This window comes from Lentzea atacamensis, assembly GCF_003269295.1.
Lineage (GTDB): Bacteria > Actinomycetota > Actinomycetes > Mycobacteriales > Pseudonocardiaceae > Lentzea > Lentzea atacamensis.
Window position 1 is genome coordinate 305,438 of the sequence record NZ_QLTT01000006.1, and the last position, 25,485, is coordinate 330,922.

The window sequence follows — 25,485 nt, forward strand, 5'->3', positions numbered from 1 at the left end:
ATGTGTGACGGTGTTCAAGAGATCTGTCGCGGTGGTCATCGCCGCGATCACCGCTTCCGCACTCACCGCGTCATCACACGCCGCCGCCACTCCGATGTTGCCGGACCTCAGGCAGGCTCCCGTGGGCTGCCCAGGCGGGTACGACGGCGACGCAGGCAAATGCGTGGCCTGGGACGTCTGCATGGTGACCGACCCGTCCTCACCGGGTGGCCCCTGCGTCGCGGCGGGCGACATCAAGGCGGTGCGCCTGAGGTTCACCACATCGGTGGACAACATCGGCGACGGCCCGTTCCTCGTGCACGCTCACCGGGACAGCACCGCCCAGCCGCGCATGGCCGTTCGCCAGGCGATCCAGTCCGAAGTGGACGGGCCGATCCCTATGACGTTCGCCGAGGCGCAGCACCACACGCCCGCCTGGGCGTACTACGAGCCGGCGGCGGCCCACCAGCACTGGCACCTGATGGGCTTCGAGTACTTCCAGCTGCGGACACCGTCGGGCGAGACCGTCGTGACCGACCGCAAGAACGGCTTCTGCCTCGGCGACCGCTACACCAGCGTCGACGCCGGATCGCTGGCCCACCTCCCGGGCAGCCGCGAGAGCCACACCGGCGCACTCGCGCACGCCCTCAACGGCCACAAGTGCGAGCACCACAACCCGGCCGCGCTGGACGTGTTCTTCGGGATCTCCGTCGGCAAGGGCGACGACTACAAGTACCAGGTCGAGTTCCAGTGGCTCGACATCACCCGTGTCGCCTCCGGGATCTACGACGTGGTCACGGTCGCGAACCCCGACCGCGTGCTGCTGGAGAAGAACTACGACAACAACGCGTCGTCCATGGCCATCTCGGTGAAGTGGCCGCGCGGCGCCACCCACGCACCGGCGCAGATCACCCGGCCGCCCGTCGTGAAGCTGCTGCGCAGCTGTCCCGGCAAGATTCGGTGCGCGAAGGAGCCGTGGGGCTGATCCGCCGGAGTCGGCCGATGTCCTACGTGACCGCCTGGAGGCCGAGCTGCTCGGCCCGGAGTCGTCCAGCCGTGTTCGCGACAGATGACAATGGACCCCGTGACTCCTGGGGATCTACTGGCACTGGCCACGCAGTCGTGCGTGAACGCCGCCAAGCTGCTGCACGAGGTTCGGGTCGACGTGGCGGCGAAGGGCACGTTCGACCAGGTCAGTTCGGCTGATCTCGAAGTCGAGGCGTTCCTGCGGCAGGCTCTCGTCGGCGGTGTTCCCGGTTCGGCCGTCGTCGGCGAGGAGCTCGGCTCGGCTTCCGCGCGGATCACCTGGTACGTCGACCCGATCGACGGCACGCGGAACTTCGTGCGCGGCCTCCCGCTGTCGTGCATCTCAGTGGCGGCGGCCGTCGACGGCTCGTTGGTCGCGGGCTGCGTGCTCGACCCGTTCCGCGACGAGCTGTTCACAGCCGCGGTGGGCGTGCCTTTCGAAGTCCGCTCGTCCGGCCTGACCATCACTCCGGGTGTGAGCCCACGACCACTCGTGCTGACCGACATCCCGTTGCCCGGCAGCCCCTACCGCGGCGAGATGGAGCTGCTGGCCGAACTGATGGCCGTCGCAGATGTGCGCCGCGTCTACGTGACCGCGCTGTCGCTCGCCTGGGTCGCCGCGGGCAGGGCGGACGCGGCGGCGAACCTCGGCATCCACCCGTGGGACGTGGCGGCGGGCTCAGTCCTCGTCCGCGCGGCGGGCGGGGAGTTCGTCGAGGTCGGGCGCGACGGCTTCGTGGCGGGCCGTGGTGAGGTCGTCTCGTGGCTCGCCGAGCGACTGGAGGGCATCGTCACGTGATCGATCTCAGCGGCAGGGTCGTCCTGGTCACCGGCGCCGGCGGCACGATCGGCGCGGGCATCGCGGCACGCTTCGAGGCTGCGGGCGCTCTGGTCGTTCGCCACCGCGGCCTTGCGGACGGCGACCTGCGCACATCGGCTGACCGCGTGGTCTCCAACGCCTTCGGTGTGCACGGCCGACTGGACGCAGTCGTCAACAACGCGGGCGTGCAGCCCGTGGAACCGTTGCCGGACATGACAACCGGGCAGTGGCAGTCCGTTGTGGACACCAACCTGACGGCCCCGTTCGCCGTCACCCAGGCCGCGGCGCGGCATCAGGTCAGCTCGATCACGCACATCGCGTCGATCGAGGGCACGCATCCGGCTGTTGGCCACGCCCACTACAGCGCCTCGAAAGCCGCGCTGATCATGCACGCACGGGCGGCGGCGCTGGAGTACGGGCCGCGCGGCATCCGCGTGAACACGGTGTCGCCCGGACTGATCGCCCGACCCGGCATCTCCGAGCAGTGGCCGGAAGGTGTTGCCCGGTGGGAGGCCGCGGCGCCGTTGGGTCGGTTGGGCACGCCGGAGGACATCGGCAACGCGTGCGTCTTCCTGGCTTCCGAGCTCGCGTCGTGGATCACGGGCCACGACCTCGTGGTGGACGGTGGCGTGACATCCCGCCCGACCTGGTAGGCCGTTGTGGCTGGGGTTGTGTCCTCACTTGAGAGCAGCCTGGCACAGCTCCCGCGCGATAGCTGCGTCATTCCTCACGGCCAGGCTCACAACGGATGTGCTGGCATCGGTTCGACATGACAGCTGCTGCCGTTGAAGCTGACGCAGCCAGCATTCACCCAAATGGTTGACCGCATTTGTTGCACGGCCCAGTTCGTGAGGCAAGAGGCCTCATGACCACGCCTTCGGAGTGCAAAGATTCAGTATCAGTATTCCATTGCGGACAGCAACATGGGCTGCATCGCGGCAATCGCTCGGCAACTGCGTACACTCCGACCATGACGGATCTCAAATCAAGGTACCTGCCCGACGTCGACGTCTCCACACCACTCGTTGCAGCTGCCCTGAACCACGCATTCCGAGAGTTGGGCGGCGACACGTCTGGCCACGATCCGCACCATGTTGTCCGCGTATTCAAGATGGCGCAGCGGCTGGCGGCAGCCGAAGATGCCGACCTTCAAGCGGTGGAGTTGATCGCAGCACTCCACGACGTCAAAGACTTCAAATTTACCGGCGACGACATGTCGGGAGCACGAGAAGCCGAGCGTTGGCTGCTCGAACAGAGCGCGAGTTCAGAGTTGGCCACACTCGTGGCGAGCAACATCGCCGGAATCTCCTTCAAGGGTGCAGGGACGCAAACGAAGCCGCTGACCATTGAAGGAAAGTGCGTTCAGGACGCGGACAGGCTGGATGCCGTGGGAGCAATCGGGGTAGCTCGCTGCTTCGCCTATGGCGGGACCAGGGAACGCCCGATACACGATCCTGCCACCACTGCTGCCTACCATTCGACGACTGAACAGTACCTGAACCACCAGGGAACGAGCATAAATCACTTCTACGAGAAGCTTCTCCTGCTGAAGGACCGCATGAACACACAGGCCGCGAAGAACCTTGCAACCAAGCGGCACGCCTTCATGGAGACCTACCTCCAGCAGTTCTTCGACGAATGGGAAGCACGCTCGTAACACTCAGCCGGGCCCAGCTTGTCGCTAAGGAGCGCCATGCTGCAAGCAGTTCAGGATGTCGCCTCGGAACTACTCTCCGTCCACTCGTTTCAGGACGTCTGCCTATCAGTGCTCGACAGATGCCTGCTCGACGACGGAAGGTTTGAAGCGGGTCAATTCGGCCGCAGACAGCATTCCTCCGCATCCGCCGGAGCCGTGCTGAACGGCGTGGCCTCCATTCCTTGCGTCCCAATTCAACTGCAACAGCACGTGCGCGAGCTCGGCTATCTGCTGCTCACAAGCGAAGGACAGTTACGGGGCCACGACGAGCATCCGGGTGACGGCACGACATGCTGGTCGCTTGCTCAAGTACTCCACGGAATCGCCAAGAGCGCAGACGACCGTCGTTTGCGTTCAGCAAACTTCACGAATGGACTGAAGAATCTACTTGCCTTGCAGAATCGTCTTGATGGTTCATGGCCACTGCGCGACGGCGACTTCAACGATCCAGTGTTCGCCTTCTATCCAGTTCTACTGTTCGAGCGCCTGATTCGCCACCGCGTGCCATACACCGAAAGCGTACGGGAACCGATGCGGTTGACCACAAAGTATCTGCTTCACATAGCGTCCACCGCCACCACGGGAACTACCGATGCAGTCCTGGCAGTATCAGCACTGGACCGAATATTCCGATTAGGCAGGCTGAACAAGGAGTCAGCAAATCGCTATCTTGAGAACAAGACCCGACTGATCTCGAACCTTGTCGACGAAGCCGGCGCGTTGCAGATTTCCGACAAGTACGTGCAGAACAACCTTCAACCTCGCTGGCATTCGGTGACATGGACACCCATCCTGTACGCTTGCACAAGGCGTTGGGGCGGCGTGCAATCGAGTCACAACTTTCAGATATCCGCGCGACTGATCGAGTCGTTTGACCGCTCAGAACAGGGCTGGCACGGCCCGTCGCACGGCAAAGTCAGTTCTTGGGCGTCATCGTTGGCACTGCTCAATGTGCACCTTTTGGCACGAGACCTCCTGACAAGCGGCCTCGATGTGACGGAGTACAAAAAGCTGATGCGAAGCATGCAAGCCCGCAAGAGGTTCGACGTCGTGATCTCGTTCGGAGGCCCGGACCGCGGTGTGGCGAGAGAGATTCGAGATCATCTGGTCTCAGCGGGCCTGCGCGTCTTCTTCGATACCGACTTCAGGCACGACCTCCTCGGTGAAGACCTCGCAATCCTGCTTCAGGACATATACTTCGAGCGAAGCAGGTTCGCAATTGCCGTCCTCTCGAGATCCTTCCTGGAGTCGGATTGGGCTGGCAACTGGGAGTGGAAGGCCGTCCTGGCACGAATGAACAGGCAGCGCCAGGGATATCTCCTGCCCTACTTTCTGGAACACGTGGAGATTCCTGGATTGAACCCGACCATCGGATACCTGTCCGCCGACAAGGTGTCACCCCGCGAGTTCGCTGACATTGTCGTGCGGAAGGTTCGAACCGGTCCTCAGCCATGACGGCGTCGCGGCAATTTCGCGTTTGCAGATGTATATCCCCGCACGTGCATCCCAGCCATCCGACTGCACATCCCCACTACGCCGAGCTGACCTGTGCATGACAATGTGCGTTACTCCCCCACGAGGTACCGATAACTCACCGGTGTCAGGTTCGACGGCTTGACCGATCACGGGTGAATGACCCGCAGCTCGCCACCCGATGCCGACGGCGGAGTGGCGGAGCGGTCGAGCACGATCTGACTGACGATCAACAGCATGTTGTTCGGGTACTCACGGAGGCGAAGGTCAACCTCCTTCTTCGTCACGATGATCTCGGAGCGGCTGCTCGCCCACGTCGTCGTGGTGCCCATCACCTCGACGTACAATCGTTCCTCGCCGCACCGAGGTCGTAAGACTCGGTCGCCCCAACGTCAAGAACCTCGTAGCCCTGCTCCGTGAGGTAACTCGTCGCCACGGCAACGGCTCGACGTTCGATCGCGACACGGTCCGCCGCGGAGAGGCGAAGGCCTTGCCCACGCCGAGCCCTGCCCGCTGATCGCTCGGCGGTGGCCCAACGACGTCCGCGGTCTCAGGGGCCAGGTCTCCTGCGAGTTCGATCGCATCCGGCCCGAGCTCGTAGAGACGACCGAGGACGGACACGAGAAACTCAGGTCGTCGAAGAGCACCTCGTCAGTAGGTAGCTCGTCTCTCGAATACTCGAAAGCGACAACCGTCCCTGCCTCATAGGCCGGTCCAAGGTTCGACTTGCGCGCATTTAGCTCAATCTTCTCGACCAGGTCTGGACGCGCGAGCAATCAGGGCTCCAACGCTTTGCGCATCGCCTGCGCGCGCTGACGGAGCAGCCACCGAGGTCGAGGTTGGGCCTCGCGGTTCTTCCACTCGCTGGCACCCTGCATCAACGCCGGGTAGGCGCGGTGATCCTGTGCCTCGAACAGGTAGACGACGTACCACCTGAGAGTCGCCTTGGGCGAGCGACTGCTGGAGTGCACCCGGACCCACGGAATCACGTTCTTGTTCCCCGCGCCGTCACTCGGATGAACGTTCCAGTCGTCGATCTCGATCGGTGCGTTCCGCGTGAGTGCCGGCAGGTGCTCGCGCAGCCAGCCCGCCAGGTCCTGCCCGAGCAAGCGGCCCCGCTCCTGCATGGCAGGCGTGTTTTCCGAGTCCCATTCAGGCTGGAGCAACAGGACGTCACGCAGAAACACACGCATGGGAACGGGCCACCACCCTCCCGACGGCTTGAGGCCGATCGCTTACACGACCAGTCACCACATGATCGCGCCTGACCCGCCCAGGTGTTACCCGATCGAGTGATTTCCGGGCTCCCGCTCCATCTCCGGCCCGCCCGACCCGGACTTCGCCCGGGAGATGGGCCGTGGATCCTGCGCCCGGCGACGCGCGTGCTGAGCCACGGAATCCGGACGGCGGCCAAGCGCCATCAGGTCGGCTATTCGTTCCTGTTCATGCGAGCCAACGGCCCCCAGCTGCGCGAGATCACCTCGCTCGTCGACGCGGGCGTCATCGAGCCGGTCGTGGACCGGGTGTTCCCCTTCGCCTCGACCACGAAGTCATGGCGTACATCGAGAAGGGGCGCGCCAAAGGCAAGGTCGCGGTCGCGGTTCGAAACGAAACCTCGTGACGAAGGCCACACCGCGCGACACGCCGGGGCCAAACAAGCTCGCCATCCGAGGACACCCAAACGCAAGGCGTGGCGATGAACCTGGACGAGGCCCTGACCTGCTGCTACGACACCCGTTCAAGATCACTCAGCTCAGCGTCCACCTGAACGATGATCATGATCAACTTCTGATTACTCTCCGGCTTCCCTCAGTGCACCATCGGAGGTAGCGGGTACCGCCGAAAGGATCGCCGAAGCCTTGCCTGAGATCCACAAAACGCCTGTTCAGGCACCACATGACAGATGGTGCCCCCGACGGGATTCGAACCCGTACTGTGATCCTTTTAAGGGACCTGCCTCTACCGATTGGGCTACGGGGGCGACGGGGAGCCTAGGCCTTGATCGTCGGCTTGTGTGAGCGGATGGTCTTTTCTCGCCCGCACGGCCCAGCGAATTGGACTAGAGCGACCAGCCCGGTAAGCATCGAACGGCCCCGAACATCAGCGTGCCCTCCCCGCTCCGAGCAGCTCCTTGAAGCGCAGGGCGACCCAGTCGTGCACGGCCGCGGAGACCGAGTTGTCGCCCGCGCGGTGCTCGAACCAGCGCCAGTCGCAGTTGACGTTGATCTCCAGGAACACGTGGTCGTTGCCTGTCACGAGCAGGTCGAACGCGGCCACCTGCACGCGCCAGTGCCGTGCGAGGGCCAGCAGGCGGTCGGACAGGGAGGACGAGATCGAGGTCGGCGTCACGCGGACGGCGTCGGGGTCGACCCACAGCTGGGCCGGGTCGAGCTTGTCCACCTGATAAGCCAGGCACCGCTCCCCCACCACGAACACGCGCAGCTCGGTGTCGGACGGGACGTACTCCTGGACGAGCACCGGGGCGGGTTCGGGCGCGTCTGAGGCGCGCGACGTTTCGAGCGGGCGCGGGAACAGGCCGTGCTGCACGCCGGGGCGCGGTTCGAGGAGGTGGCGGCCTGCTGTCTTCACGATGCAACGGCCGCCGCCGGGGCGCGTACGGCCCGGACGCGTCGTCACGGCCGTGCGTGGCACGCGCAAGCCGAAAGAAGAGGCGTCGGAAAGCTGCGTCAGACGGTCCAGATGGGTCGAGAAGCGCGAAGGGTTCACGTGAGCCCAGTCGGAGCGTGAAGACAGCCAGTTGGCCACTGAGGCCCATTGATCGACTGCATAGGCGCCGGCCAGGGTTCCGGGCTCGACCGGCACGGCGGAGAGCTCGAAGTGGCGGCGCCACACCAGCAGTGGGCGCAGCAGCCAGCGGTCGAGCTCGATCAGGGGCTGGTCGGTGTACACCGACAGAGGCAGGTCGACGCAGCGGTCGGCGTCGATGCGGGCCATGCGGATGCCGCGTTCTGCCAGGGCGATGGAGAGCTCGTTCATCTCCATGTCGGCGGCGCGGGCGAGTACCAGCACGCAGGGCTGGGGATTGCCGTCGCCCTCGTCGACCATGCCGAGGCGGTGCACCTGTTCCTGGAAGTCCAGGCATTTGGGCGGCGAGCGGAAGAGGTAGTCCTGGCCCTGCAGCAGCAACGGCCTGGCAGCCTCGGACGGGGCTCCCGGCACCCGCCCGTCAGCCGACCTGCTCAATCGTCCTTCTTGCTGCGGAAACTCTTCCCCGCCTGCGCGTACTCTGCGGCGTACTGCGCCAACGCGGGGTCCTCGATCTCGCCACGACGAAGCTGTGCGGCCAGCTCCTCGAGAGACATCGCGGATCACCTCTCTCCCCACACAGGCGAATCACGCATTCAGGTGATGCACCAGCGGTAGTCTCTGGTTCACGTAACGCAATGTCAAGGCGACCCCCGAAGCTTTACTCCGATTGGGCGCTTAAGTTCCGCCTCCGGACCAGCGATGTGCCCCGAACGAGATAACGCTCGGGGCACCCCACCACTCACAGGGAGTAACGGTCAGCTTTGGACAGCGCGGTCGAAGTCCGACTTCGGGTCGTTGATCTGGCCGAGGGCGACGACCTCGCGACCGTAGAACAGCGCCTGCGTCCAGTCCATCAGCACGCGCAGCTTGCGGTTCACCGTCGGCATGAACATCACGTGGTAGCTGCGGTGCATGAACCACGCGACGACGCCCTTGAAGCGCAGGCCGAACACGTCCGCGACGCCCTTGTAGAGGCCGAGGCCGGCGACCGAGCCGAGGTACTTGTGGAAGTAGTCCTTCGGCTTCTGGCCGCGCAGCGACGCGACGATGTTCTTGGCGAGCAGCTTTGACTGACGAATGGCGTGCTGCGCGTTGGGCACGCACGTCGCCGTCGGGTCCTCTTCGATGCGCGAGAGGTCCGGCACCGCGGAGCAGTCACCGGCGGCCCACACGCCGTCGAGGCCCTGGACCTGCATGGCGGCGGTGCAACGGACGCGGCCGCGCTCGTCGAGCGGCAGGTCGGTGTTGCGCAGCACCGGGTTCGCCTTCATGCCGGCGGTCCAGATGATGGTGTCGGAGTCGAACTCCGTGCCGTCGTCGAGGACGACGTGGCCACCCTCGAGCGACTTCACGCGGGTGTCGAGGTAGATCTTGATGCCGCGCTTCTCCAGCGCCTCGACGGTCCAGGCGCCGAGCTTCGCGGACACCTCGGGCATGATCCTGCCCGCGGCCTCGACGAGGACCCAGTTCATCTCCTCGGGCTTGACGCCCTCGTAGTACCGAAGCGCATACCGCGTCATGTCCTCGAGCTCGGCGAGCGTCTCGATGCCCGCGAAGCCGCCACCGATCACGACGAAGCTGAGCAGCTTCTTGCGCAGGTCCGCGTTGTTCGTGCTCGCTGCCTGGTCGAGGCGCGACAGCACGTGGTTGCGGACGTAGATCGCCTCGCCGATCGTCTTCATGCCGATGCCGACCTCGGCCAGGCCGGGGATCGGGAGCGTGCGGGAGATCGCACCCAGCGCGGAGACGAGAACGTCGTACTCGATCTCCTCGACGTGGCCGTCAGACAGCTCGGCGGTCACGATCTTGCGCGCGTGCTCGATCTTGGTGACGCGGCCCGTGACGACGTGGCAGCGCTTGAGCACCTTGCGCAGGGGGGCGACGACGTGGCGCGGCTCGATGGAGCCGGCCGCCGCCTCTGGCAGGAAGGGCTGGTAGGTCATGTGCGGCTGCGGGTCGATGACGGTGACAGATGCCTCACCGGAGCGCAGTTTCTTCTGCAGTCCGAGAGCCGTGTACATCCCGACGTACCCACCACCGACAATCACGATCCGCGTGGGTTGCGACTTCACAGCAGCCATACACATATGGTCGCACCGAGACCCCTTTTTTCGCGCGTCCAAGTGGCCCGTTGTGACTACCGTCGCCAGGTGATGCGCAACACCCAGCCGGGTGACCTGCGCTTCAGGCTCAACACGAGCCAAACTCGCTGAGAGGAGCGATTCAGATCCTCAGCGCCACGACCGCGATGACGACCGTCAGAGAGCCTAGTCCGAGCAGCTCGACGAACCCGATGTGAGGCCCTGACGGGACGAACGCGGCGAACGCCGCGACAAGGAATGAGATCGCTTGGACAATGGCGAACCGGCGTGCCGGAGCTTTCAGCGCGGCGACCTCGATTCTCGTTTTCACCGGAACGACCGCCGCGAGTGCGGACGTCACGTGAATCAGGTGCAGCGCGGGGATCATCAGCAACACACCGAGCCGCAACGGATGCCCGTCGCCGAACGCCATCGCGACCGCCGCGTAGCCGATCAGCAACGCCGGCCCGGCGCTTCCCGGCATCAGCGCCGAGACCGCGGTCAGCGCCGCGACGACGACCAGCGGCGCGATCGTCTCGGACTCCAGGTGCAGGATCAGCGCCACGGGCAACGCCGCGAGCACGATCGCCAGTCGCATCAGCATTCCCGCGTCACCGCCACCCCGTGCTGGGTCATGCGCCGCAGCCGCAGCCGGTGCTCGGCGGCGATCATCTCGGCGGCCACCTCACCCCACGGCGTCTCCCGGTCGGGCTTCAGCGGCAGCGGCAGCGTGTTGATCGCCAGCACGAGGTGACCGTGTTTCCGGGTCTGCACGGCCAGTTCGGCGATCTCGTCGTCGAGGAACGGCGACAGCAGCACGACCACGCTTCCGTGCGGAAGCTTCCGCAACGCCACCCGTGACGCCCAACCGGCCGCCTGCACGCACACGACGAGCTGAGTGCGGATTCGCATGAGATGCCGCCGCCCCACCCCGGGCCGGACGTTGAGCTGCGGCCGGCTCAGGTCCATCAGCGCCACCCTGTCGCCCTGCCTGAGGTAGCCCGCGGCCATCGACGCCGCCCGGCGCACCGCGCGGTCCAGGCTGCCGTCAGGACGTGCCGTGGCGCCGTAGTGCGGAGACGACCAGTCCGCCACGTCCGCGCCGACGTCCGTGCGCGTGTCGATGGCCAGCACGATCTCCGCGTCGGCCTCCGCGTGCCGCTCGCGGACGTGGACCGTGCCGGTGCGGGTGGTGACGCGCCAGTCGATGCGCTTGAGCCGGTCGCCCGGCTGGAACGCCCTGATGTCGCGCAGTTCCGTCGAGTCGCCCGCGCGCGGCGAGCGGTGGATGCCGACCAGACCGGCCGGCCTCGGCGGCAGCGGCCCGGACGGGTGGTGCTCGACCGGCGGCAGGATCGTGCGGACGTGCTCGGTGCCGACGATCGGGCCGTAGACGTGCATGCCGTCCGGTCCGGCGAACAGGTGGTCCAGCCGGAGATCGACCCCTGGGCCCCACGCGTCGCGCCGGATCTTCACCGGCAGGTCGGGTGAGTGCGCCGGAACGGCCCGGGGTCCACCCGGCACCTTGATCACCGCGATCTCCGCGTCCGCGCCGTCGACGTGCGCGACGGTGTGCACGACACCGGCGCCCGCTCCTCGCGGCACCGGGCGGACGCTGACCGTCGGCGTGCCCTTCGGTTTGTGCGTGAGCAGCACGGAGAGGACGAGCGGGACTCCGAACAGCACCAGCTCGACCTGGTGCAGGAACATCCCGGCCACGACGAGCCCTGCACCGAGCCAGACGGCACGCGAGTACGCGTCCGTGGGGTGCCAGTGCGCGCCGTGGGACTCGGCGAACGCCTCCCTGATCTTGTCGGCTCTGCTCATGAGCTGGGCGGGCCCGGCACCTTGCCGAGCAGCTCGGTGACAACCTGCACCCCGTTCACGCCGGACGTCCACGTCTCCGGCTTCATCACGAGCCGGTGCGCGAGAACGGCCACCGCGCACTCCTTGACGTCCTCCGGCGTCACGTAAACACGTCCGTCCAAAGTGGCCACGGCACGGGCGACGAGCACGAGAGCCTGCGCGCCTCGTGGCGACGCGCCGACTTCGACGGACGGGTGCTGCCGCGTCGCGACGGCCAGATCGACGCAGTACCGCAGGAGATCGTCGTCCACAGTGGTCTGTTCGAGCTCGGCCTGCAGCTCGGCGAGGCGTCCCTGCGCGAGGACCGGCGGCACCTCGGTCTCCTCCTGCTGCCGCGCGATCCGCCGGCGCAGGACCTCGACTTCCTCCTCGGCCGGCGGATAGCCGATGTCGAGCCGCACCAGGAACCTGTCGAGCTGCGCCTCCGGCAACGGGTAGGTGCCCTCGTACTCGACGGGGTTCGAGGTCGCCAGCACGTGGAACGGCTTCGGCAACGGGAACGTGCGCCCCTCGACGGTGACCTGCCGCTCCTGCATGGCCTCCAGCAACGCGGACTGCGTCTTGGGCGGCGTCCGGTTGATCTCGTCGGCCAGCAGCAGCCCGGTGAACACGGGCCCGTGGTGGAACTCGAACTCGCGGCTGCCGGGGTCGTAGAGGAACGACCCTGTGACGTCCGCCGGCAGCAGGTCGGGCGTGCACTGCAGGCGGCGGAACTCCAGGCTGAGCGCCTGCGCGAGCGACCGCGCGATCAGCGTCTTGCCGAGCCCCGGCACGTCCTCCAGCAGCACGTGCCCGCCGGCCAGCACGGCCGCGAGCGCGAGCCGCACGGTGCGGGTGCGGCCGACGACGACCTTGCCGACCTCGTCGAGGACGGCCTTGGCCTCCAGAGCGATTGTCACTCGACCCTCCTGAGCCTTTCAGCGAGTTCCGCGGGGTCCGGCATCTCGGCCGCGTCGATCCCCAGTCGTTGCAGGCGGGCGCGGAACCGTTCCTGGTAGCGCCTCGGGTTCTCCGCCGCCTCCGCCAGCCTGCTCGCGAGCGTGCTGGCGTGCGCGGTGCTGATCGAGCCGGGCGGCGGCGGGTCAGAGCTCCACACGATGTCCGTGGCGCGCGGCAGCCTGCTGACCAGCACGGCGAACGCGGTCGGCGGCACGGCCAGCGCCGTCGCCCAGAACGGTTCGACGCCGAGCAGCCAGATGGCGACGCCGATGACCACCCCGATGCCGAGCGCCAGCGCGGTTTTCATGCGAGTTCCCGGATGATGCGGCCCAGTTCCTGTTGCGCCGCTTCCGCTTGTTCGGCCGTCACTTCCTCACGTCCGAAGCGTGCTCGCTGGTAGAGGTTCCTGAGCACGGTGGCGTCGACGCCGAGCTTCTCGGTGAACTCGGTCGGAGTCTGGTGCGGCTTGCGCGGTTCGGCCTCTTCGAGCGCGAGCCAGGCGGCGATCACGGCGTCGCGCGGCGGCCGTTGCGGATGGCTCGTGAACTCCTGCAACGCCTTCTCGACGCGCTGGATCACCGGCACCGACGTGCCGGCCCCGAAGTCCTCGACCTCCACGCCGCGCACGCCACGACGGCGGCGCCAGCGGGGCACCTCGATCGCGAGGATGATGCCGACCAGTCCGAACAGGACCAGCCCGGTGAGGACCAGCAGGTACACCGTGAACGGCACGACCACCACGTCCGGCAGCTCCTGCGGCAGCGGCACTTCCAGCGCCGGTGCGCGGTGCTCCCCCGGTGGCCGGTCATCGAGGCGGTTGACGAGCGTGACCGGCGACGAACCGCCGGCCGCGACGACGACGATCAGCAACGCCGCCACCGCCACCCCGGCCCGCAACCACTTCATGCGGATCAGCCTTACACGGTTCGGCCCGGTTGGAATGATCCTTTGGTCAACTTGAGGGTCTGGCGCTGTCCGCTGCCCGCCTCAGCACGTCCTGCAGCATCTCCTGGGTCAACCTCCCGGTAAACGTGTTGTGCGGCGACACGTGGTAGCACCCGAACACCCGCAGCCCCGCGATCTCCACCTCCACCCCGTGCCCGAACTTCGGCCGCTCCGGCCCCAGCAGCGGCAGGAACGCCTGCCAGCCGAACGCGCCCAGCACGACCACCGACCGCAGCGACTTCATCAGTCCGAGCTCCTCGCGCAGGAACACCGAGCACCGGTCCCGTTCCTCGGACGTCGGCTTGTTCGCGGGTGGCGCGCAGCGCACGGGTGAGGCCATCCGCACCCCGTAGAGCTCCATCCCGTCGTCGCGCGCCCAGGCGTCCGGCTGGGAGGCGAGCCCGACCTCGTACAGCGCGCGGTAGAGGAAGTCGCCGGACGGGTCGCCCGTGAACAGGCGTCCTGTCCGGTTCGCCCCATGTGCGGCCGGTGCGAGGCCCACGATCAGCAGTGAGGCGTCGATCGGCCCGAAGCCCGGGACCGGCTTGCCCCAGTAGGTCTGGTCGCGGAACGCGGCGCGTTTCACGGCGGCGACGGACTCGCGCCACGCGACCAGGCGCGGACACGCTCGGCAGGCGATTATTCGATCGTCGAGTTCCGTAGTGTTGCTCCTATGTCCGAGGAGAAGACCGAAGAGAAGCCCGTGTCTCCTGCTGATGACCTGGTCACCACCCAGCACAGCATCACCGTCAAGGGCCGCGAGCTGAACTACACCGCCACCGCCGGGCGTGTCGTGCTCAGGGAAGAAGTGCTCAAGGACGGTGTGTTCGAGGGCCACAAGCCCAAGGCAGAGGTGTTCCTCACCGCGTACACGCTCGACGGCGCCGACCCGCTGAAGAGGCCGGTGACGTTCGCGTTCAACGGCGGGCCCGGATCCGCGAGCCTCTGGCTGCACATGGGGCTCCTCGGCCCCCGCCGCGTGCTGAGCGGCGACGTCGGCAACCTGACCGCGCCGCCGTACGGGATCACGGACAACGAGGAGTCGCTGCTCGGCGAGAGCGACCTCGTGTTCATCGACCCGGTGTCGACCGGGTACTCCCGTGCCGCGGAGGGCGAGAAGCCCGCCAGCTACCACGGCTACCAGCCCGACATCGACTCCATCGCCGAGATCATCCGGCTGTGGACGTCGCGCAACGGCCGGTGGATGTCGCCGAAGTTCATCTGCGGCGAGTCGTACGGCACGCTGCGGGCGGCGGGCCTCGCCGAGCACCTGCAGAAGAAGCACGGCATGTACCTCAACGGGCTCATGCTGATCTCCTCGGTGCTGGACTTCGCGACGCTGGAGTTCAACGAGGGCCACGACCTCGGCTACACGCTCTTCCTGCCCACGTACGCGGCCATCGCGCACTACCACGGCCTGCACGGCGAGCGGCCGTTGAAGGAGGTGCTCGCGGAGGCCGAGGAGTTCGCCGTCCGCGACTACCCCTACGCCCTCGCCCGCGGCAACCGTCTCTCGGACGTGGAGCGCACCGCGACGATCGAGAAGCTGGCGCGCCTGACCGGCCTGTCCGAGGACTACGTGGACGCGGTCGACCTGCGCATCGAACACATCCGGTTCTTCACCGAGCTGCTGCGCCGCGACCGCAAGACCGTCGGCCGCCTCGACGGCCGCTTCACCGGCTGGGACAAGGACTACGGCCGCGAGGAGATCTCCGCGGACCCGTCCATCGACGCGATCCTCGGCCCGTACTCGGCGACGCTGAACCACTACCTGCACGCCGAGCTGGGCTACTCCAACGACCTGCCGTACGAGATCCTCTCGCGCGCCATCGAACAGTGGTCGTACAAGGAGTTCGAGGGCCGCCACGTCACGACCGCGGGCAAGCTCTCGGCCGCGATGCGCGCCAACCCGCACCTGAAGGTCCACGTCGCGTTCGGCTGGTACGACGGCGCCACCCCGTACTTCGCGGCCGAGCACCTTCTCGCGCACCTGCAGATCCCGAAGGAGCTCACCGCGAACATCGAGTCGGCCTACTACCCGGCCGGTCACATGATGTACGTGCACGAGCCCTCGCGGATCCAGCAGTCCGAGGACCTCGCTGCCTTCGTGCGGAACTCGTCCAACACGTGATCCTCACTCCACCGAGTGCTGGATGGGGGGAGCTTTCATAAACCTCAGGTTCATGAAAGCTCCCCCCATCCAGCACGCATCCGGAATTGTCAGGGGTGACGGGCACCATGTCCTCATGGATCGGGGAGCGTGGGATCGCGTCGAGAGCGAGCTGTGGAAGCACAGCCGCTTCGGCGTGATCAGAGCATCCGTCCTCGAGACCCTCGGAATCAGCCAGACAACGACGTATCGACAGTGCCAGCCGGGCGGGCGGTGGCGTCATCTCCTACCTGGCGTGGTGATGTTGGCCAGGTCACTGCCGACAACACGCCAACGCATCGAAGCGGCGCTCACGTTTGCGAAGCATCAAGCTGTCGTCACCGGATTCCAGGCTGCACGTCTGTACGGCCTTCGAACTGGCCCGGATCCCCAGTTCGTACACCTGCTCATCCCACACGAGAGCCGCGTGCTCAGCTCCGGCTTCACGGTCCTGGAACGCACCCGGTTCTTTCCTGTGGCGATGTATCGGGACGGCGTGCCGCTAGCTCCGCCGCCACGAGCGGTCTTGGACGGCGTTCGTCGAATCCGGGATCTCGATGCCGTTCGAGCCCTCCTGATCGAAGCGGTACAAAGCGGACAGACCGATGTAGACCAGCTTCGGGGCGAACTGGACACCGGAACGAAGCGAGGCACCGCATTGCCGCGACGTGTACTGGGTGAAATCGACCTGGGCGTGCGATCAGTCGCCGAGGCCGACGCGTTGGAGATCTGGCACCGAGCAGGTTTGCCCACTCCACATCGGAATGTGGTCATCGTGGATGAGAACGGCAACTACGTAGGTATGCCGGACACATGGTGCGACGAAGTCGGACTCGCTTGGGAGCTCGACAGCAGCGAGTTCCACTACAGCAAGGACGCTTACGCGAGGACCCTGGAGCGTAACTCCAGGTATGCCGCGGTCGGCATCAGCGTTGTGCAGACGCTGCCATCGCGCCTTCGCAAGAAGCCTGATGCCGTGGTCGCGGAACTGCGTGCGGCCTACGCCGCCGCGCAGGCACGGACGCGACCACCCGTCTGCATTCGGAAGGCGGGGTCGACGTGACAGGCCTCGTGCCCGTTGATGAGGGGAGCGTTCATAAACGTCAGGTTTATGAACGCTCCCCTCATCAACCTCATCTTGGGAGCAACACGTGATCAAGCGGATTGATCTGAGTGACGACGCGGTGCTGGACGAGGTCTTCACCGTGCAACGGCTCGGGTACGCGGTTGAGGCCGAGATCATCGGTTTCGACCGCATTCCCGGCCTGCTGGAGTCGCGCGACGACCTCAGGGCGACACAGCACGAGTTCCTCGGCTACTACGACGAGGAAGGCCTCGCGGGCGCCATCGCGTTCGTGCGCACGGAGTCCGAACTGGACATCTGCCGGATGTTCGTGCACCCGCGGGCGCATCGGCGCGGCATCGCGTCGCAGCTGATCGACGCGGCGGGGCCGGCGGAACGCACGATCGTCAGCACCGGCACGAAGAACGAGCCCGCGCTGCGGCTCTACCGCAAGCACGGATTCGTCGAGATCGGCACGCGCGAGGTCGCCCCCGGTGTGTCGATCACCGAGCTGGTCAGGGAAAACCACTGATCATCTTCCTGAACGGGACGTCCAGTTCGGGGAAGTCGAGCATCGCCGAGCAGCTGCTGCAGGTGCTGGACACCCCGTACTTCCACCTGAGCGTCGACGCCTTCGGTGCGCTGCGGGCGGTGGAGCGGACGCTGGAACTCGACGGTCCGGAGCTGGCCGAGGTCCTGCGCCGCACGCGGGCGGGGTTCCACCGCGCGGTGGCCGGGATGGCCCGGGCGGGCAACGACGTGGTGGTCGACCACGTGCTGAGCGAGCCGTGGCGCCTGCAGGACTGCCTGGAGGTGATGGAGGGCCTCGACGTCGTCTTCGTGGGCGTTCATTGCCCTCCAGACGAGCTGGAGAGGCGCGAGCGGGCCAGGGGTGACCGGACGCCGGGGCAGGCCGCCGCTCAGCTCCCTCACGTCCACCAGCACGGCCTCTACGACTTCGAGTGCGACACCAGCACCAGCAGCCCGCGCGAGTGCGCGCTCGCGATCAAGGAGTTCCTGGGGCGGGCGCCGGCTCGGCGGGCGTTCGACGAGCTGCGTCGTCGCTGACCTCGCTGGCCGGGCGCCGGGCAATGCCTGCTCCCCAGGTAGATCGTCGACGCCGGAACCAAGCTAGCACCGACTCGCTCACCGCGGCCGCGAACGGAAGAGGGGCCGTACCCGCGGGCACGACCCCTCCAGACCACGAACTTCTCAGACGACCGCGCGCTCTTCGGCGAAGTGGCACGCGGCGGGGTGGCCCCCGTTGCGCGGCACCAGCTCCGGCACCTCGGTCGCGCAGATGTCCTGCGCCTTCCAGCACCGCGTGCGGAACCGGCAGCCCGACGGCGGGTCGATCGGCGAAGGCACGTCACCCGTCAGGCGGATGACGTCGCGCCGGCCGCGCTGGGTCGGGTCCGGCACCGGCACGGCGGACAGCAGGGCCTGCGTGTACGGATGCATCGGCCGCTCGTAGATGTCGTCCTCGGTGCCGATCTCCACGATCTTGCCGAGGTACATCACCGCGACGCGGTCGGACAGGTGGCGCACCACCGACAGGTCGTGGGCGATGAAGACGTACGACAGGCCCATCTCGCTCTGCAGGTCACCCAGCAGGTTCATCACCTGGGCCTGGATCGACACGTCCAGAGCGGACACCGGCTCGTCGCACACGATCACCTTGGGCTTCAGCGCGAGCGCACGGGCGATGCCGATGCGCTGGCGCTGACCGCCGGAGAACTGGTGCGGGTACCGGTTGATGTGCTCCGGGTTGAGGCCGACGATCTCCAGCAGCTCCTGGACCTTGCGCCGCCGGTCGCCCTTCGGCGCGACCTCCGTGTGGATCTCGTACGGCTCACCGACGATGTCGCCGACCGTCATGCGCGGGTTCAGCGACGTGTACGGGTCCTGCAGCACGATCTGGATGTCGCGGCGCAGCTTGCGCAGCTCCGCGCCCTTCATCGCGAACATGTCGCGACCCTCGAAGCGGGCCATGCCGGACGTCGGCGGCTCCAGGCGCATCAGCACCTGGGCCAGGGTGGACTTGCCGCAGCCGGACTCACCCACGACGCCGAGGGTCTCGCCCTTGTTCAGCGCGAACGAGACGCCGTCGACGGCCTTGACGTGGCCCACGGTGCGCTTGAACAGCACGCCGACCCGGACCGGGAAGTGCTTGACGAGGTTCTCGACCTCGAGGATTGGCTCAGCCACGAGCGACAACCTCCTCCGCGATGTGGCACCGGCTGGTGCGTCCCATACCGAGGTTGTGCACGGCGGGCACCTCGGTGACGCACCTGTCGAACGCGCGCGGGCAGCGCGGGTTGAACGGGCAGCCGGGTGGGATGTTGGTCAGCGACGGCGGCAGACCCTTGATCGTCTTGAGCTCCTGGCCCTTCAGGTCCAGGCGCGGCAGCGATTCCAGCAGCGACTCGGTGTACGGGTGGCCCGGCGCGCGGAACAGCTCGTACACGTCGGCGTGCTCGACGATGCGGCCCGCGTACATGACCGAGATCCGGTCCGCGACGTCGGCGACGACGCCGAGGTCGTGGGTGATCAGGATCATGCCCATGTCGCGTTCTTTCTGGATCTCCGCCAGCAGGTCCATGATCTGGGCCTGCACGGTGACGTCCAGCGCGGTCGTGGGCTCGTCCGCGATCAGCAGCTCCGGGTCGAGCGCCAGCGACATAGCGATCATCGCGCGCTGCCGCATACCGCCGGAGAACTGGTGCGGGTAGTCGGCGACGCGGCCCTTGGCGTTCGGGATCTTCACCTGGTCCAGGAGCTCGATCGCGCGCTTGCGAGCGTCCGCTTTGGACATCCCGCGGCGGACCTTCAGCTGCTCCTCGATCTGGAACCCGACGGTGAACACGGGGTTCAGGGCGGACAGGGCGTCCTGGAAGATCATGGCGATGCCCTCGCCACGGACCTCACGCCGCTCGTCCGCCGACTTGGTCAGCAGGTCCTCACCGCGGAACTTGATCGTGCCCTTGGTGATGAACGCCGGCGGCATGTCCAGGATGCCCATGATCGTCTGTGCGGTCACGGACTTGCCTGAGCCGGATTCACCCAGCACCGCAAGGGTTTCGCCCGCCGAGACGTGGTACGAAACGCCGTTGAGCACCTTGGCGACACCGTCGCGGGTGCGGAATTCCACGTGGAGATCCTCGACCTCCAGCAATGGCTGAGTCACGAGATCTCCCTATCGGGACTTGGGGTCGAGTGCGTCACGCACGGCGTCGCCGAGCATGACGAAGGCCAGCACGGTGATCGTGACGAAGCCCGCGGGGAACAGCAGCATGTGCGGTGCCGACTGGAAGTAGTCGCGGGACTCCGAGATCATCACGCCCCACGACACGACCGGCGGTCGCAGGCCGATGCCGAGGAACGCCAGCGTCGCCTCCGCACCGATGAACGCGCCGAGAGCGATCGTCGCGTACACCATCACCGGCGCGATCGTGTTGGGCAGCAGGTGCCGGAACACGATCCGCAGCGGCGACGCGCCGAGGCCACGCGCGGCCTTGACGTAGTCCTGCTGCTTCGCGACCAGCGTCGCGGAACGCATGATGCGCATCGCCACCGGCCACGACAGCACCGCGATCGAGAGCACCACCTGCGTGACGATCCGCACCACGCCGGGGTTCTCCGAAGGTGCGTTCAGCGTGGTCAGGATGACGATCGCGCCGAGCACGAACGGGATGCCGGCGAAGATGTCGGCGAACCGGGACAACAGGCTGTCGAGCCACGTCTTCGCGTAACCCGCGATGATGCCGACGACCGAGCCGATCAGCACGGTCAGCACGGTGGCGAAGATGCCCACCAGCAGCGATGCGCGGGCGCCGTGCATCGCACGGGCGTAGACGTCGTAGCCCTGCAGGTCGTAACCGAACCACGCGTCGCCAGAAGGCGCCTGAAGGGACTTGTCGAGGTCGGCGTGGCGCGGGTCGACCGACGTGAAGAGCGTCGGCCAGATCGCCATCAGCACGATGACCGCGATGATCACCAGCGACACGATGAACGTGGGCTTGCGACGCAGCTCGCCCCACGCGTCGCTCCAGAGCGAACGCGGCTTGCGCTGTTTCTGCGACGAGTCGTCGACATGGCTGAGCTGGTCGACACCGGCCGCCGCGGACGCCTCGAGTCCGGTGCCGCCGGACACGGATCCTGGGTCACTCATAGCGAATCCTCGGGTCGAGAACGGCGTACAGGAGGTCGACGAGCAGGCTCGCCAGCAGGTAGACCAGCACCAGCAGGGTCACGATGCCCGTGACCATGACGCCTTCCTTCTCCTGGATACCGCGGAAGATCAGGCCACCGATGCCGTTGATGTTGAAGACGCCCTCGGTGACGATCGCGCCACCCATGAGGCTACCCAGGTCGGTGCCGAGGAACGTGATCACCGGGATCAGCGAGTTGCGCAGCAGGTGGATGCCGACGACGCGGGTCTGCGGCTGGCCCTTCGCGATCGCCGTGCGCACGTAGTCGGAGCGCCGGTTCTCGACGATGCTCGAGCGGGTCAACCTGGCCACGTAGGCCATCGAAAGGCTGCCGAGCACGAAGCCGGGCAGGATCAGCTCACCGACCGTCGGATCGGAGCTGACCGAGGTGTCCATGATGTCGAAACCCTGCGGGCCGAGGTAGAGCCGCAGCACGAAACCCGTGACGAACACCGGCAGCGAGATCAGGAACAGGGTCGAGACCAGGACCAGGTTGTCCAGGAAGCCCTGCTTGCGCAGACCGGTGAGGATGCCGGCGGTGATGCCGATGATCGCCTCGATGATCAACGCGATGATGCCCATCTTGAGCGTGATCGGCCACGAGGTGGCGATCTGCTCACCGACGGACACGCCGTTGAAGGTGGTGCCGAAGTCACCGACGATCAGGTTGCCGAGGTACTTGAAGTACTGGATCAGCAACGGGTCGTTGAGGTTGAGCTTCTGGCTCATCTCGGCGATGTAGGCCGGGTCGCACGGCCGCTGGCCGCACTTGCCCGAGAACGGGTCCTGGGGGATCGCCCAGACCAGGGCGTAGATCAGGAAGGTGGTCCCGAGGAAGACCGGTATCAGCTGCAGCAGACGGCGCAGCACATAGCGACCCATTAGGTCGGCTCCTTGCGTGGTGGGGGGCGCCCGATCCTGAACACCGCACCGGCCCCACGCCCGTAAACGCTCGACGGACGCGGGGCCGGACGGATCAATCAGAAATCAGGTTGTTCGGCTATCAGGCCTTGACGCGGAACGACTCGAGCACGCCCTGGCGCTTGAACGACATCTTGGCCGCGAGCAGGTTCTTCGAACGAGCGCCGATGCCCTTCTCGTTCCAGGTCGGCATGGACGGCAGGTCCTTGGCGATGAGGTCCTCGGCCTGCTGGTAGATCTTGATCGCCTCGTCCTCGTTCGCGGTCTCGTCCGCCTTCTTCAGCAGCGCGTCGACCTCGGGGTTCGAGTAGTTCGAGTCGTTGGACGACCCACCCGTGCGGTACAGCGGGTTGAGGAAGTTCTCGATCGACGGGTAGTCGGCGGACCAGTCCGAACGGCTCATGCCGGTCAGCTGCTTGCCGTCGACGATCTGGCGGAACGCACCGAAGTTGGTGGCGCCGACGAACTCGCACTCGATGCCCAGCGCCTGCTTGATGCTGTTGCACGCCGCCTCGAGCGGCTCCTTGCGGCCACCGTCCTGGTTGGACTGGATGGTCACCTTGCCGGTGAAGCCCGACTCCTGGAGCAGCTGCTTCGCCTTCTCCGGGTTGTACTTGCAGTACTCACCGCAGGTGTCCGGGCGGTAGCCCTTGATGCCGGGCGAGACGTAGCTGGTGGACGGCACGTACGAGCCGGCCAGCACGGTCTTCGTGATCTGCTCCCGGTTGATGGCCATCGAGATGGCCTGGCGCAGCTTCAGGTTCTTGAACGCCGGGATGTACTGGGGGAACGCGATCGCGCTCTGGCCCAGCAGGTTCGCGTTCACGACCTGGTCGCCCAGGTCGGCCTTGTACTTCTCGCCGACCTTGGCCGACGGAGGCAGGGCCTCCATGAAGTCCAGCTTGCCCGCGACCAGGTCCTGGTACGCGGTCTCCTGGGAGGAGTAGATCTTGTAGTCCAAGGTCTTGAAGTGGACCTTGTCCTCGCCCTTGTAGTCGTCGAAGCGCTCCATCTTGATCAGCGCGTTCGGCGTGCGGGAGACGAACTTGAGCGGGCCGTTGCCGATCGGCTTGGCCTCGGCGGCCTTCGGGTCCGCGAAGAACGAGTCGGCCATCGGCGCGAACGGCGTGTAGCCGATCATCGTGGTGAAGACCGAGGTCGGGCCGTTCAGGGTGACCTTGAACTCGTAGTCGCCCACGAGCTCGAGGCCGGACATCTTGTCCTTGGCCGGCTTGGCGTTCTCGTCGGCCGGGTGAACGTCCTCGAAGCCCGCGATCGGGGCGAAGAACGACGCAGCCTGCTGAGCGTTCGGCGCGTACGCGGCCCAGTTCCAGGCGTCGACGAAGTTCTTCGCCTTCACCTCGGTGCCGTCGTGGAACTTCCAGCCCTGCTTGATCTTGATGTTGTAGACCTTGGCGTCGGTCGTCGTGATCGACTCGGCCATCAAGTTGTAGGGCGCGCCGTCTTCCGCCTTGTAGCCGACCAGACGCGAGAACAGGGCGTCGGTGACCTTGCCACCGCCGGCCTCGGTCGTGTTGGCCGGGAACAGCGTGCTCTTGGGCTCGGTGCCGTAGATGGACACCGTGCCGTCCGGGTTCTCCTTGCCATCAGCAGCGGTGTTACCGCCACCGCCGCCGCATGCGCTGAGCGTCATGGCCAGCGCGGCTGGCAATGCCACCCACGCAACCCGTGATCGCGACATCAGTCTCTCCCGCCTTTCCCCGGCGTCGCCGCAGTTATTGCGTGCGCACGCCTCCCCGGGAGGTCTCGTCCACCTCCCAAAACGTGAGAGGACGTTAACCGGGGTGTCCAGGAGTACGCGCACTGAAAGCGGTCACAAACTCGTCACGATCACCTCAAGTCGAGCTTAATTCTCCGCTAGACCAGCGAAAACGCGATGCCGTCGAGGATGTCGTGCTCACTGCACACGAGCGTGCGAATACCCGCGCGATTCGAGAGCTCCTCGGCAATCGCACGCAGAACCAGCGCTCCACCGCAGATCACGTCCACTCGACCGGGGTGCATGGGCCCGAGCGAGGCACGCTCATCATGCGTCATGGAGAGGATACGGTCGGTGATTTCTCGTACATTGTCAAGTGTGATCCTGCTGAGGTGAATAACGTCGCTGTTGTACACCTCCAGCCCTTGGACCAGGGCTGACAACGTCGTAACGGTCCCGGCGACACCAATCCACGTCTTGGTCTTCTCAACCGGGACGATCTCGAACGCCTCTTTGATCGCCGCGCGCGCAAACGCTTCCGCTTCCTCGATTTCGGCCAATGCGGGCGGGTCCGAACGGATGAACCGCTCGGTCAGCCGCACACAGCCGATGTCCATCGACCGCGCGGCCTCGACCTCCGTGCCGCTGCCGAGGACGAACTCGGTCGAACCTCCACCCAGATCGGTGACGAGGAAGGGTCCCTCGTCCGGGTCAAGATCGGCCAACGCACCGAGGTAGGACAGGCGTGCCTCCTCGTCCCCGGTGATCACCTCCGCGGGGGCGCCGAGGATCTCCTCGGTCATGCCGAAGAACTCGTCCCGGTTGCTCGCGTCGCGCGTGGCGCTGGTCGCGACCATGCGTGCGACCTCGACACCCTTCCGCTGCATCGTGCGCGCGTAGTCGAGGAGGGCCTCGCGCGTCCTCTGGATCGCGTCGGGGTGCAGCCGCCCGGTCGCGTCCACCCCCTGCCCGAGCCGGACGATCTTCATCTCGCGGTGCACGTCCCGCAGCCACGCGGTGCCGTCCTCGCGCTCCGTCACGTCCGCGACGAGCAGTCGGATCGAGTTGGTCCCGCAGTCGATCGCCGCAACCCGCGACATGATCACCCCTACTTCAGCGTCCGGTACTCCTCGGCAAGCATGGCGTAGACGTAGAGGTCGCCCCAATCGCCCTTGAAGATCTCGAACTCCCGGAAGTGGGCCTCACGGCGCATGCCCAGGCGTTCCATCAGGCGCCACGACGGCTCGTTGCGCGGATCGCACTGCGCGATGATCCGGTGCAGCCCGAGCTGCTCGAAGCCGACCTTGAGCATGACCGCGGCAGCCTCGGTCGCCAGCCCCTTGCCCTGGAAGTCGGGGTTGAAGCCGTAGCCGATCTCGCCCTGGCGGTCCGCCTCGCTGAGCCACTTCAGGACGACGTCCCCGACGACCCTGCCCGCCTCCGGCCAGTAGACGGCCAGCGCCAGCCGCTGGCCCTCCCCCGTCAGCTCGTCCTCGGTGATCCGCTTGGCGAGCAGTTCCTCGAACTCGGGCCGGTCGGGGGCCTCGTTGTAGAGATAGCGGTGGACGTCCGGCAGGGAGCGGTAGGCGTGGAAGTCGTCCAGGTCGCGCTCTTCGAAGGGGCGGAGCAGGAGACGGTCGGTCTTCAGCGGGTACTCGGGGCGCACGCCTTCACAATGCCAAGGAACGCCGTCCATGCCTCGCGATTTACGGGGAGGTGGGAGGCTGGCGCCTTGCTGTCCCGGATGCCGATGCCGCGGCCGACCTCGACGCAGTCACTTCCAGACGCGCTGTAGCTGCTCTTGCGCCACGTCGACATGCGGTACGC

28 protein-coding genes, 1 tRNA gene and 1 pseudogene are annotated in these 25,485 nt (G+C 66.5%); 10 read left to right on the plus strand and 20 right to left on the minus strand.

Annotated features, from left to right (window positions below; genetic code table 11):
- Positions 1–10 precede the first annotated feature (10 nt).
- The 5 genes from C8D87_RS27170 to C8D87_RS27190 all read left to right on the plus strand — a co-directional run bounded on the left by C8D87_RS27170 (position 11) and on the right by C8D87_RS27190 (position 4,976).
- Complete coding sequence (locus C8D87_RS27170) at positions 11–964, plus strand: lysyl oxidase family protein (RefSeq protein ID WP_233442310.1); 954 nt, start codon at positions 11–13, stop codon at positions 962–964.
- A gap of 99 nt (positions 965–1,063) precedes the next feature.
- Positions 1,064–1,804 (plus strand): inositol monophosphatase family protein, encoded by a 741-nt coding sequence (locus C8D87_RS27175; protein WP_170166601.1) that lies wholly within the window; start codon positions 1,064–1,066, stop codon positions 1,802–1,804.
- Positions 1,801–2,478, plus strand: a complete 678-nt coding sequence (locus C8D87_RS27180) for an SDR family NAD(P)-dependent oxidoreductase (RefSeq protein WP_112228860.1) — start codon at positions 1,801–1,803, stop codon at positions 2,476–2,478. Before C8D87_RS27175 ends, C8D87_RS27180 begins: the two co-directional genes overlap by 4 nt.
- 317 nt (positions 2,479–2,795) lie before the next feature.
- Entirely contained in the window at positions 2,796–3,482 is a 687-nt protein-coding gene (locus C8D87_RS27185; RefSeq protein WP_112228861.1) for an HD domain-containing protein, read from the plus strand.
- A gap of 36 nt (positions 3,483–3,518) precedes the next feature.
- Positions 3,519–4,976, plus strand: coding sequence for a toll/interleukin-1 receptor domain-containing protein (locus C8D87_RS27190; RefSeq protein ID WP_112228862.1), 1,458 nt, complete (start codon positions 3,519–3,521; stop codon positions 4,974–4,976).
- A 167-nt stretch (positions 4,977–5,143) separates the two neighbouring features.
- On the opposite strand, the gene C8D87_RS27195 is transcribed toward C8D87_RS27190, so the two are convergent.
- Together C8D87_RS27195 and C8D87_RS47985 are read right to left on the minus strand one after the other, a co-directional pair.
- Positions 5,144–5,341: a hypothetical protein gene (locus C8D87_RS27195; RefSeq protein ID WP_112228863.1), complete on the minus strand. Its 198-nt coding sequence runs from the start codon at positions 5,339–5,341 to the stop codon at positions 5,144–5,146.
- Positions 5,342–5,386: 45 nt separating this feature from the next.
- Positions 5,387–6,187: pseudogene (locus C8D87_RS47985) on the minus strand (MrcB family domain-containing protein).
- A 252-nt stretch (positions 6,188–6,439) separates the two neighbouring features.
- Between C8D87_RS47985 and C8D87_RS47990 the strand changes: the two are divergent.
- Positions 6,440–6,694, plus strand: coding sequence for a zinc-binding dehydrogenase (locus C8D87_RS47990; protein ID WP_233442337.1), 255 nt, complete (start codon positions 6,440–6,442; stop codon positions 6,692–6,694).
- A 204-nt stretch (positions 6,695–6,898) separates the two neighbouring features.
- Here C8D87_RS47990 and C8D87_RS27215 read toward each other — a convergent pair.
- The 10 genes from C8D87_RS27215 to C8D87_RS27255 all read right to left on the minus strand — a co-directional run bounded on the left by C8D87_RS27215 (position 6,899) and on the right by C8D87_RS27255 (position 14,237).
- A tRNA-Leu gene (locus C8D87_RS27215) sits at positions 6,899–6,975 on the minus strand.
- A 119-nt stretch (positions 6,976–7,094) separates the two neighbouring features.
- Positions 7,095–8,198, minus strand: coding sequence for an ATP-grasp domain-containing protein (locus C8D87_RS27220; RefSeq protein ID WP_233442311.1), 1,104 nt, complete (start codon positions 8,196–8,198; stop codon positions 7,095–7,097).
- Complete coding sequence (locus C8D87_RS48695; RefSeq protein ID WP_255353474.1) at positions 8,195–8,317, minus strand: hypothetical protein; 123 nt, start codon at positions 8,315–8,317, stop codon at positions 8,195–8,197. Before C8D87_RS48695 ends, C8D87_RS27220 begins: the two co-directional genes overlap by 4 nt.
- Positions 8,318–8,518: 201 nt before the next feature.
- The gene (locus tag C8D87_RS27225; RefSeq protein WP_109632172.1) at positions 8,519–9,844 is read right to left on the minus strand and encodes an NAD(P)/FAD-dependent oxidoreductase; all 1,326 of its coding nucleotides are present in this window, start codon (positions 9,842–9,844) and stop codon (positions 8,519–8,521) included.
- Positions 9,845–9,986: 142 nt separating this feature from the next.
- Complete coding sequence (locus tag C8D87_RS27230; RefSeq protein ID WP_112228866.1) at positions 9,987–10,448, minus strand: hypothetical protein; 462 nt, start codon at positions 10,446–10,448, stop codon at positions 9,987–9,989.
- Complete coding sequence (locus C8D87_RS27235) at positions 10,442–11,671, minus strand: DUF58 domain-containing protein (protein WP_112228867.1); 1,230 nt, start codon at positions 11,669–11,671, stop codon at positions 10,442–10,444. The genes C8D87_RS27230 and C8D87_RS27235 overlap by 7 nt, the downstream gene beginning before the upstream one ends.
- A complete protein-coding gene (locus C8D87_RS27240; protein WP_112228868.1) occupies positions 11,668–12,609 on the minus strand; it encodes an AAA family ATPase in 942 nt (313 codons plus the stop codon). The genes C8D87_RS27235 and C8D87_RS27240 overlap by 4 nt, the downstream gene beginning before the upstream one ends.
- Positions 12,606–12,956, minus strand: a complete 351-nt coding sequence (locus tag C8D87_RS27245; protein WP_112228869.1) for a hypothetical protein — start codon at positions 12,954–12,956, stop codon at positions 12,606–12,608. Before C8D87_RS27245 ends, C8D87_RS27240 begins: the two co-directional genes overlap by 4 nt.
- Positions 12,953–13,555 (minus strand): DUF4129 domain-containing protein, encoded by a 603-nt coding sequence (locus C8D87_RS27250; RefSeq protein ID WP_112228870.1) that lies wholly within the window; start codon positions 13,553–13,555, stop codon positions 12,953–12,955. Before C8D87_RS27250 ends, C8D87_RS27245 begins: the two co-directional genes overlap by 4 nt.
- A gap of 46 nt (positions 13,556–13,601) precedes the next feature.
- Entirely contained in the window at positions 13,602–14,237 is a 636-nt protein-coding gene (locus C8D87_RS27255; protein ID WP_215732514.1) for a uracil-DNA glycosylase, read from the minus strand.
- Between the two features lie 30 nt (positions 14,238–14,267).
- Here C8D87_RS27255 and C8D87_RS27260 point away from each other — a divergent pair, with 30 nt between their 5' ends.
- From C8D87_RS27260 to C8D87_RS27275, 4 genes are all read left to right on the plus strand, one after another.
- Positions 14,268–15,725: a S10 family peptidase gene (locus tag C8D87_RS27260; RefSeq protein WP_109632160.1), complete on the plus strand. Its 1,458-nt coding sequence runs from the start codon at positions 14,268–14,270 to the stop codon at positions 15,723–15,725.
- Between the two features lie 115 nt (positions 15,726–15,840).
- Positions 15,841–16,806 carry a hypothetical protein gene (locus C8D87_RS27265; protein ID WP_112229059.1) on the plus strand — a complete coding sequence of 322 codons (966 nt, stop codon included), beginning with the start codon at positions 15,841–15,843 and terminating at the stop codon, positions 16,804–16,806.
- Between the two features lie 88 nt (positions 16,807–16,894).
- The gene (locus tag C8D87_RS27270) at positions 16,895–17,338 is read left to right on the plus strand and encodes a GNAT family N-acetyltransferase (protein WP_109632156.1); all 444 of its coding nucleotides are present in this window, start codon (positions 16,895–16,897) and stop codon (positions 17,336–17,338) included.
- A gap of 8 nt (positions 17,339–17,346) precedes the next feature.
- The gene (locus C8D87_RS27275; protein ID WP_267899890.1) at positions 17,347–17,874 is read left to right on the plus strand and encodes a chloramphenicol phosphotransferase CPT family protein; all 528 of its coding nucleotides are present in this window, start codon (positions 17,347–17,349) and stop codon (positions 17,872–17,874) included.
- Between the two features lie 144 nt (positions 17,875–18,018).
- Here C8D87_RS27275 and C8D87_RS27280 read toward each other — a convergent pair whose 3' ends face one another.
- The 8 genes from C8D87_RS27280 to C8D87_RS27315 form a co-directional block, all read right to left on the minus strand.
- On the minus strand, positions 18,019–19,014 hold the full coding sequence (locus C8D87_RS27280) for an ABC transporter ATP-binding protein (RefSeq protein WP_109632148.1): 996 nt from the start codon (positions 19,012–19,014) through the stop codon (positions 18,019–18,021).
- Positions 19,007–19,993 (minus strand): ABC transporter ATP-binding protein, encoded by a 987-nt coding sequence (locus C8D87_RS27285; protein WP_112228872.1) that lies wholly within the window; start codon positions 19,991–19,993, stop codon positions 19,007–19,009. The genes C8D87_RS27280 and C8D87_RS27285 overlap by 8 nt, the downstream gene beginning before the upstream one ends.
- A gap of 9 nt (positions 19,994–20,002) precedes the next feature.
- Entirely contained in the window at positions 20,003–20,977 is a 975-nt protein-coding gene (locus C8D87_RS27290; protein WP_109632143.1) for an ABC transporter permease, read from the minus strand.
- Entirely contained in the window at positions 20,970–21,899 is a 930-nt protein-coding gene (locus C8D87_RS27295) for an ABC transporter permease (RefSeq protein ID WP_109632141.1), read from the minus strand. Before C8D87_RS27295 ends, C8D87_RS27290 begins: the two co-directional genes overlap by 8 nt.
- Before the next feature lie 121 nt (positions 21,900–22,020).
- Complete coding sequence (locus C8D87_RS27300; protein WP_109632138.1) at positions 22,021–23,640, minus strand: peptide ABC transporter substrate-binding protein; 1,620 nt, start codon at positions 23,638–23,640, stop codon at positions 22,021–22,023.
- Positions 23,641–23,816: 176 nt separating this feature from the next.
- Positions 23,817–24,758: a Ppx/GppA phosphatase family protein gene (locus C8D87_RS27305; RefSeq protein WP_112229060.1), complete on the minus strand. Its 942-nt coding sequence runs from the start codon at positions 24,756–24,758 to the stop codon at positions 23,817–23,819.
- Positions 24,759–24,766: 8 nt separating this feature from the next.
- A complete protein-coding gene (locus C8D87_RS27310) occupies positions 24,767–25,324 on the minus strand; it encodes a GNAT family N-acetyltransferase (RefSeq protein WP_325049720.1) in 558 nt (185 codons plus the stop codon).
- Positions 25,303–25,476: a DUF397 domain-containing protein gene (locus tag C8D87_RS27315; RefSeq protein ID WP_109632134.1), complete on the minus strand. Its 174-nt coding sequence runs from the start codon at positions 25,474–25,476 to the stop codon at positions 25,303–25,305. Before C8D87_RS27315 ends, C8D87_RS27310 begins: the two co-directional genes overlap by 22 nt.
- Positions 25,477–25,485 lie beyond the last annotated feature (9 nt).

What these genes read in the sequence shown, in the direction of transcription:
- C8D87_RS27185 (WP_112228861.1), top strand. Translation starts at nt 2,796, where the DNA reads ATGACGGATCTCAAATCAAGGTACCTGCCCGACGTCGACGTCTCCACA.
- C8D87_RS27190 (WP_112228862.1), top strand. Translation starts at nt 3,519, where the DNA reads ATGCTGCAAGCAGTTCAGGATGTCGCCTCGGAACTACTCTCCGTCCAC.
- C8D87_RS47990 (WP_233442337.1), top strand. Translation starts at nt 6,440, where the DNA reads ATGCGAGCCAACGGCCCCCAGCTGCGCGAGATCACCTCGCTCGTCGAC.
- C8D87_RS48695 (WP_255353474.1), bottom strand. Translation starts at nt 8,317, where the DNA reads ATGTCTCTCGAGGAGCTGGCCGCACAGCTTCGTCGTGGCGAGATCGAG.
- C8D87_RS27225 (WP_109632172.1), bottom strand. Translation starts at nt 9,844, where the DNA reads ATGGCTGCTGTGAAGTCGCAACCCACGCGGATCGTGATTGTCGGTGGT.
- C8D87_RS27230 (WP_112228866.1), bottom strand. Translation starts at nt 10,448, where the DNA reads ATGCTGATGCGACTGGCGATCGTGCTCGCGGCGTTGCCCGTGGCGCTG.
- C8D87_RS27235 (WP_112228867.1), bottom strand. Translation starts at nt 11,671, where the DNA reads ATGAGCAGAGCCGACAAGATCAGGGAGGCGTTCGCCGAGTCCCACGGC.
- C8D87_RS27245 (WP_112228869.1), bottom strand. Translation starts at nt 12,956, where the DNA reads ATGAAAACCGCGCTGGCGCTCGGCATCGGGGTGGTCATCGGCGTCGCC.
- C8D87_RS27250 (WP_112228870.1), bottom strand. Translation starts at nt 13,555, where the DNA reads ATGAAGTGGTTGCGGGCCGGGGTGGCGGTGGCGGCGTTGCTGATCGTC.
- C8D87_RS27260 (WP_109632160.1), top strand. Translation starts at nt 14,268, where the DNA reads ATGTCCGAGGAGAAGACCGAAGAGAAGCCCGTGTCTCCTGCTGATGAC.
- C8D87_RS27265 (WP_112229059.1), top strand. Translation starts at nt 15,841, where the DNA reads ATGGATCGGGGAGCGTGGGATCGCGTCGAGAGCGAGCTGTGGAAGCAC.
- C8D87_RS27290 (WP_109632143.1), bottom strand. Translation starts at nt 20,977, where the DNA reads ATGAGTGACCCAGGATCCGTGTCCGGCGGCACCGGACTCGAGGCGTCC.
- C8D87_RS27295 (WP_109632141.1), bottom strand. Translation starts at nt 21,899, where the DNA reads ATGGGTCGCTATGTGCTGCGCCGTCTGCTGCAGCTGATACCGGTCTTC.
- C8D87_RS27300 (WP_109632138.1), bottom strand. Translation starts at nt 23,640, where the DNA reads ATGTCGCGATCACGGGTTGCGTGGGTGGCATTGCCAGCCGCGCTGGCC.
- C8D87_RS27305 (WP_112229060.1), bottom strand. Translation starts at nt 24,758, where the DNA reads ATGTCGCGGGTTGCGGCGATCGACTGCGGGACCAACTCGATCCGACTG.
- C8D87_RS27315 (WP_109632134.1), bottom strand. Translation starts at nt 25,476, where the DNA reads ATGTCGACGTGGCGCAAGAGCAGCTACAGCGCGTCTGGAAGTGACTGC.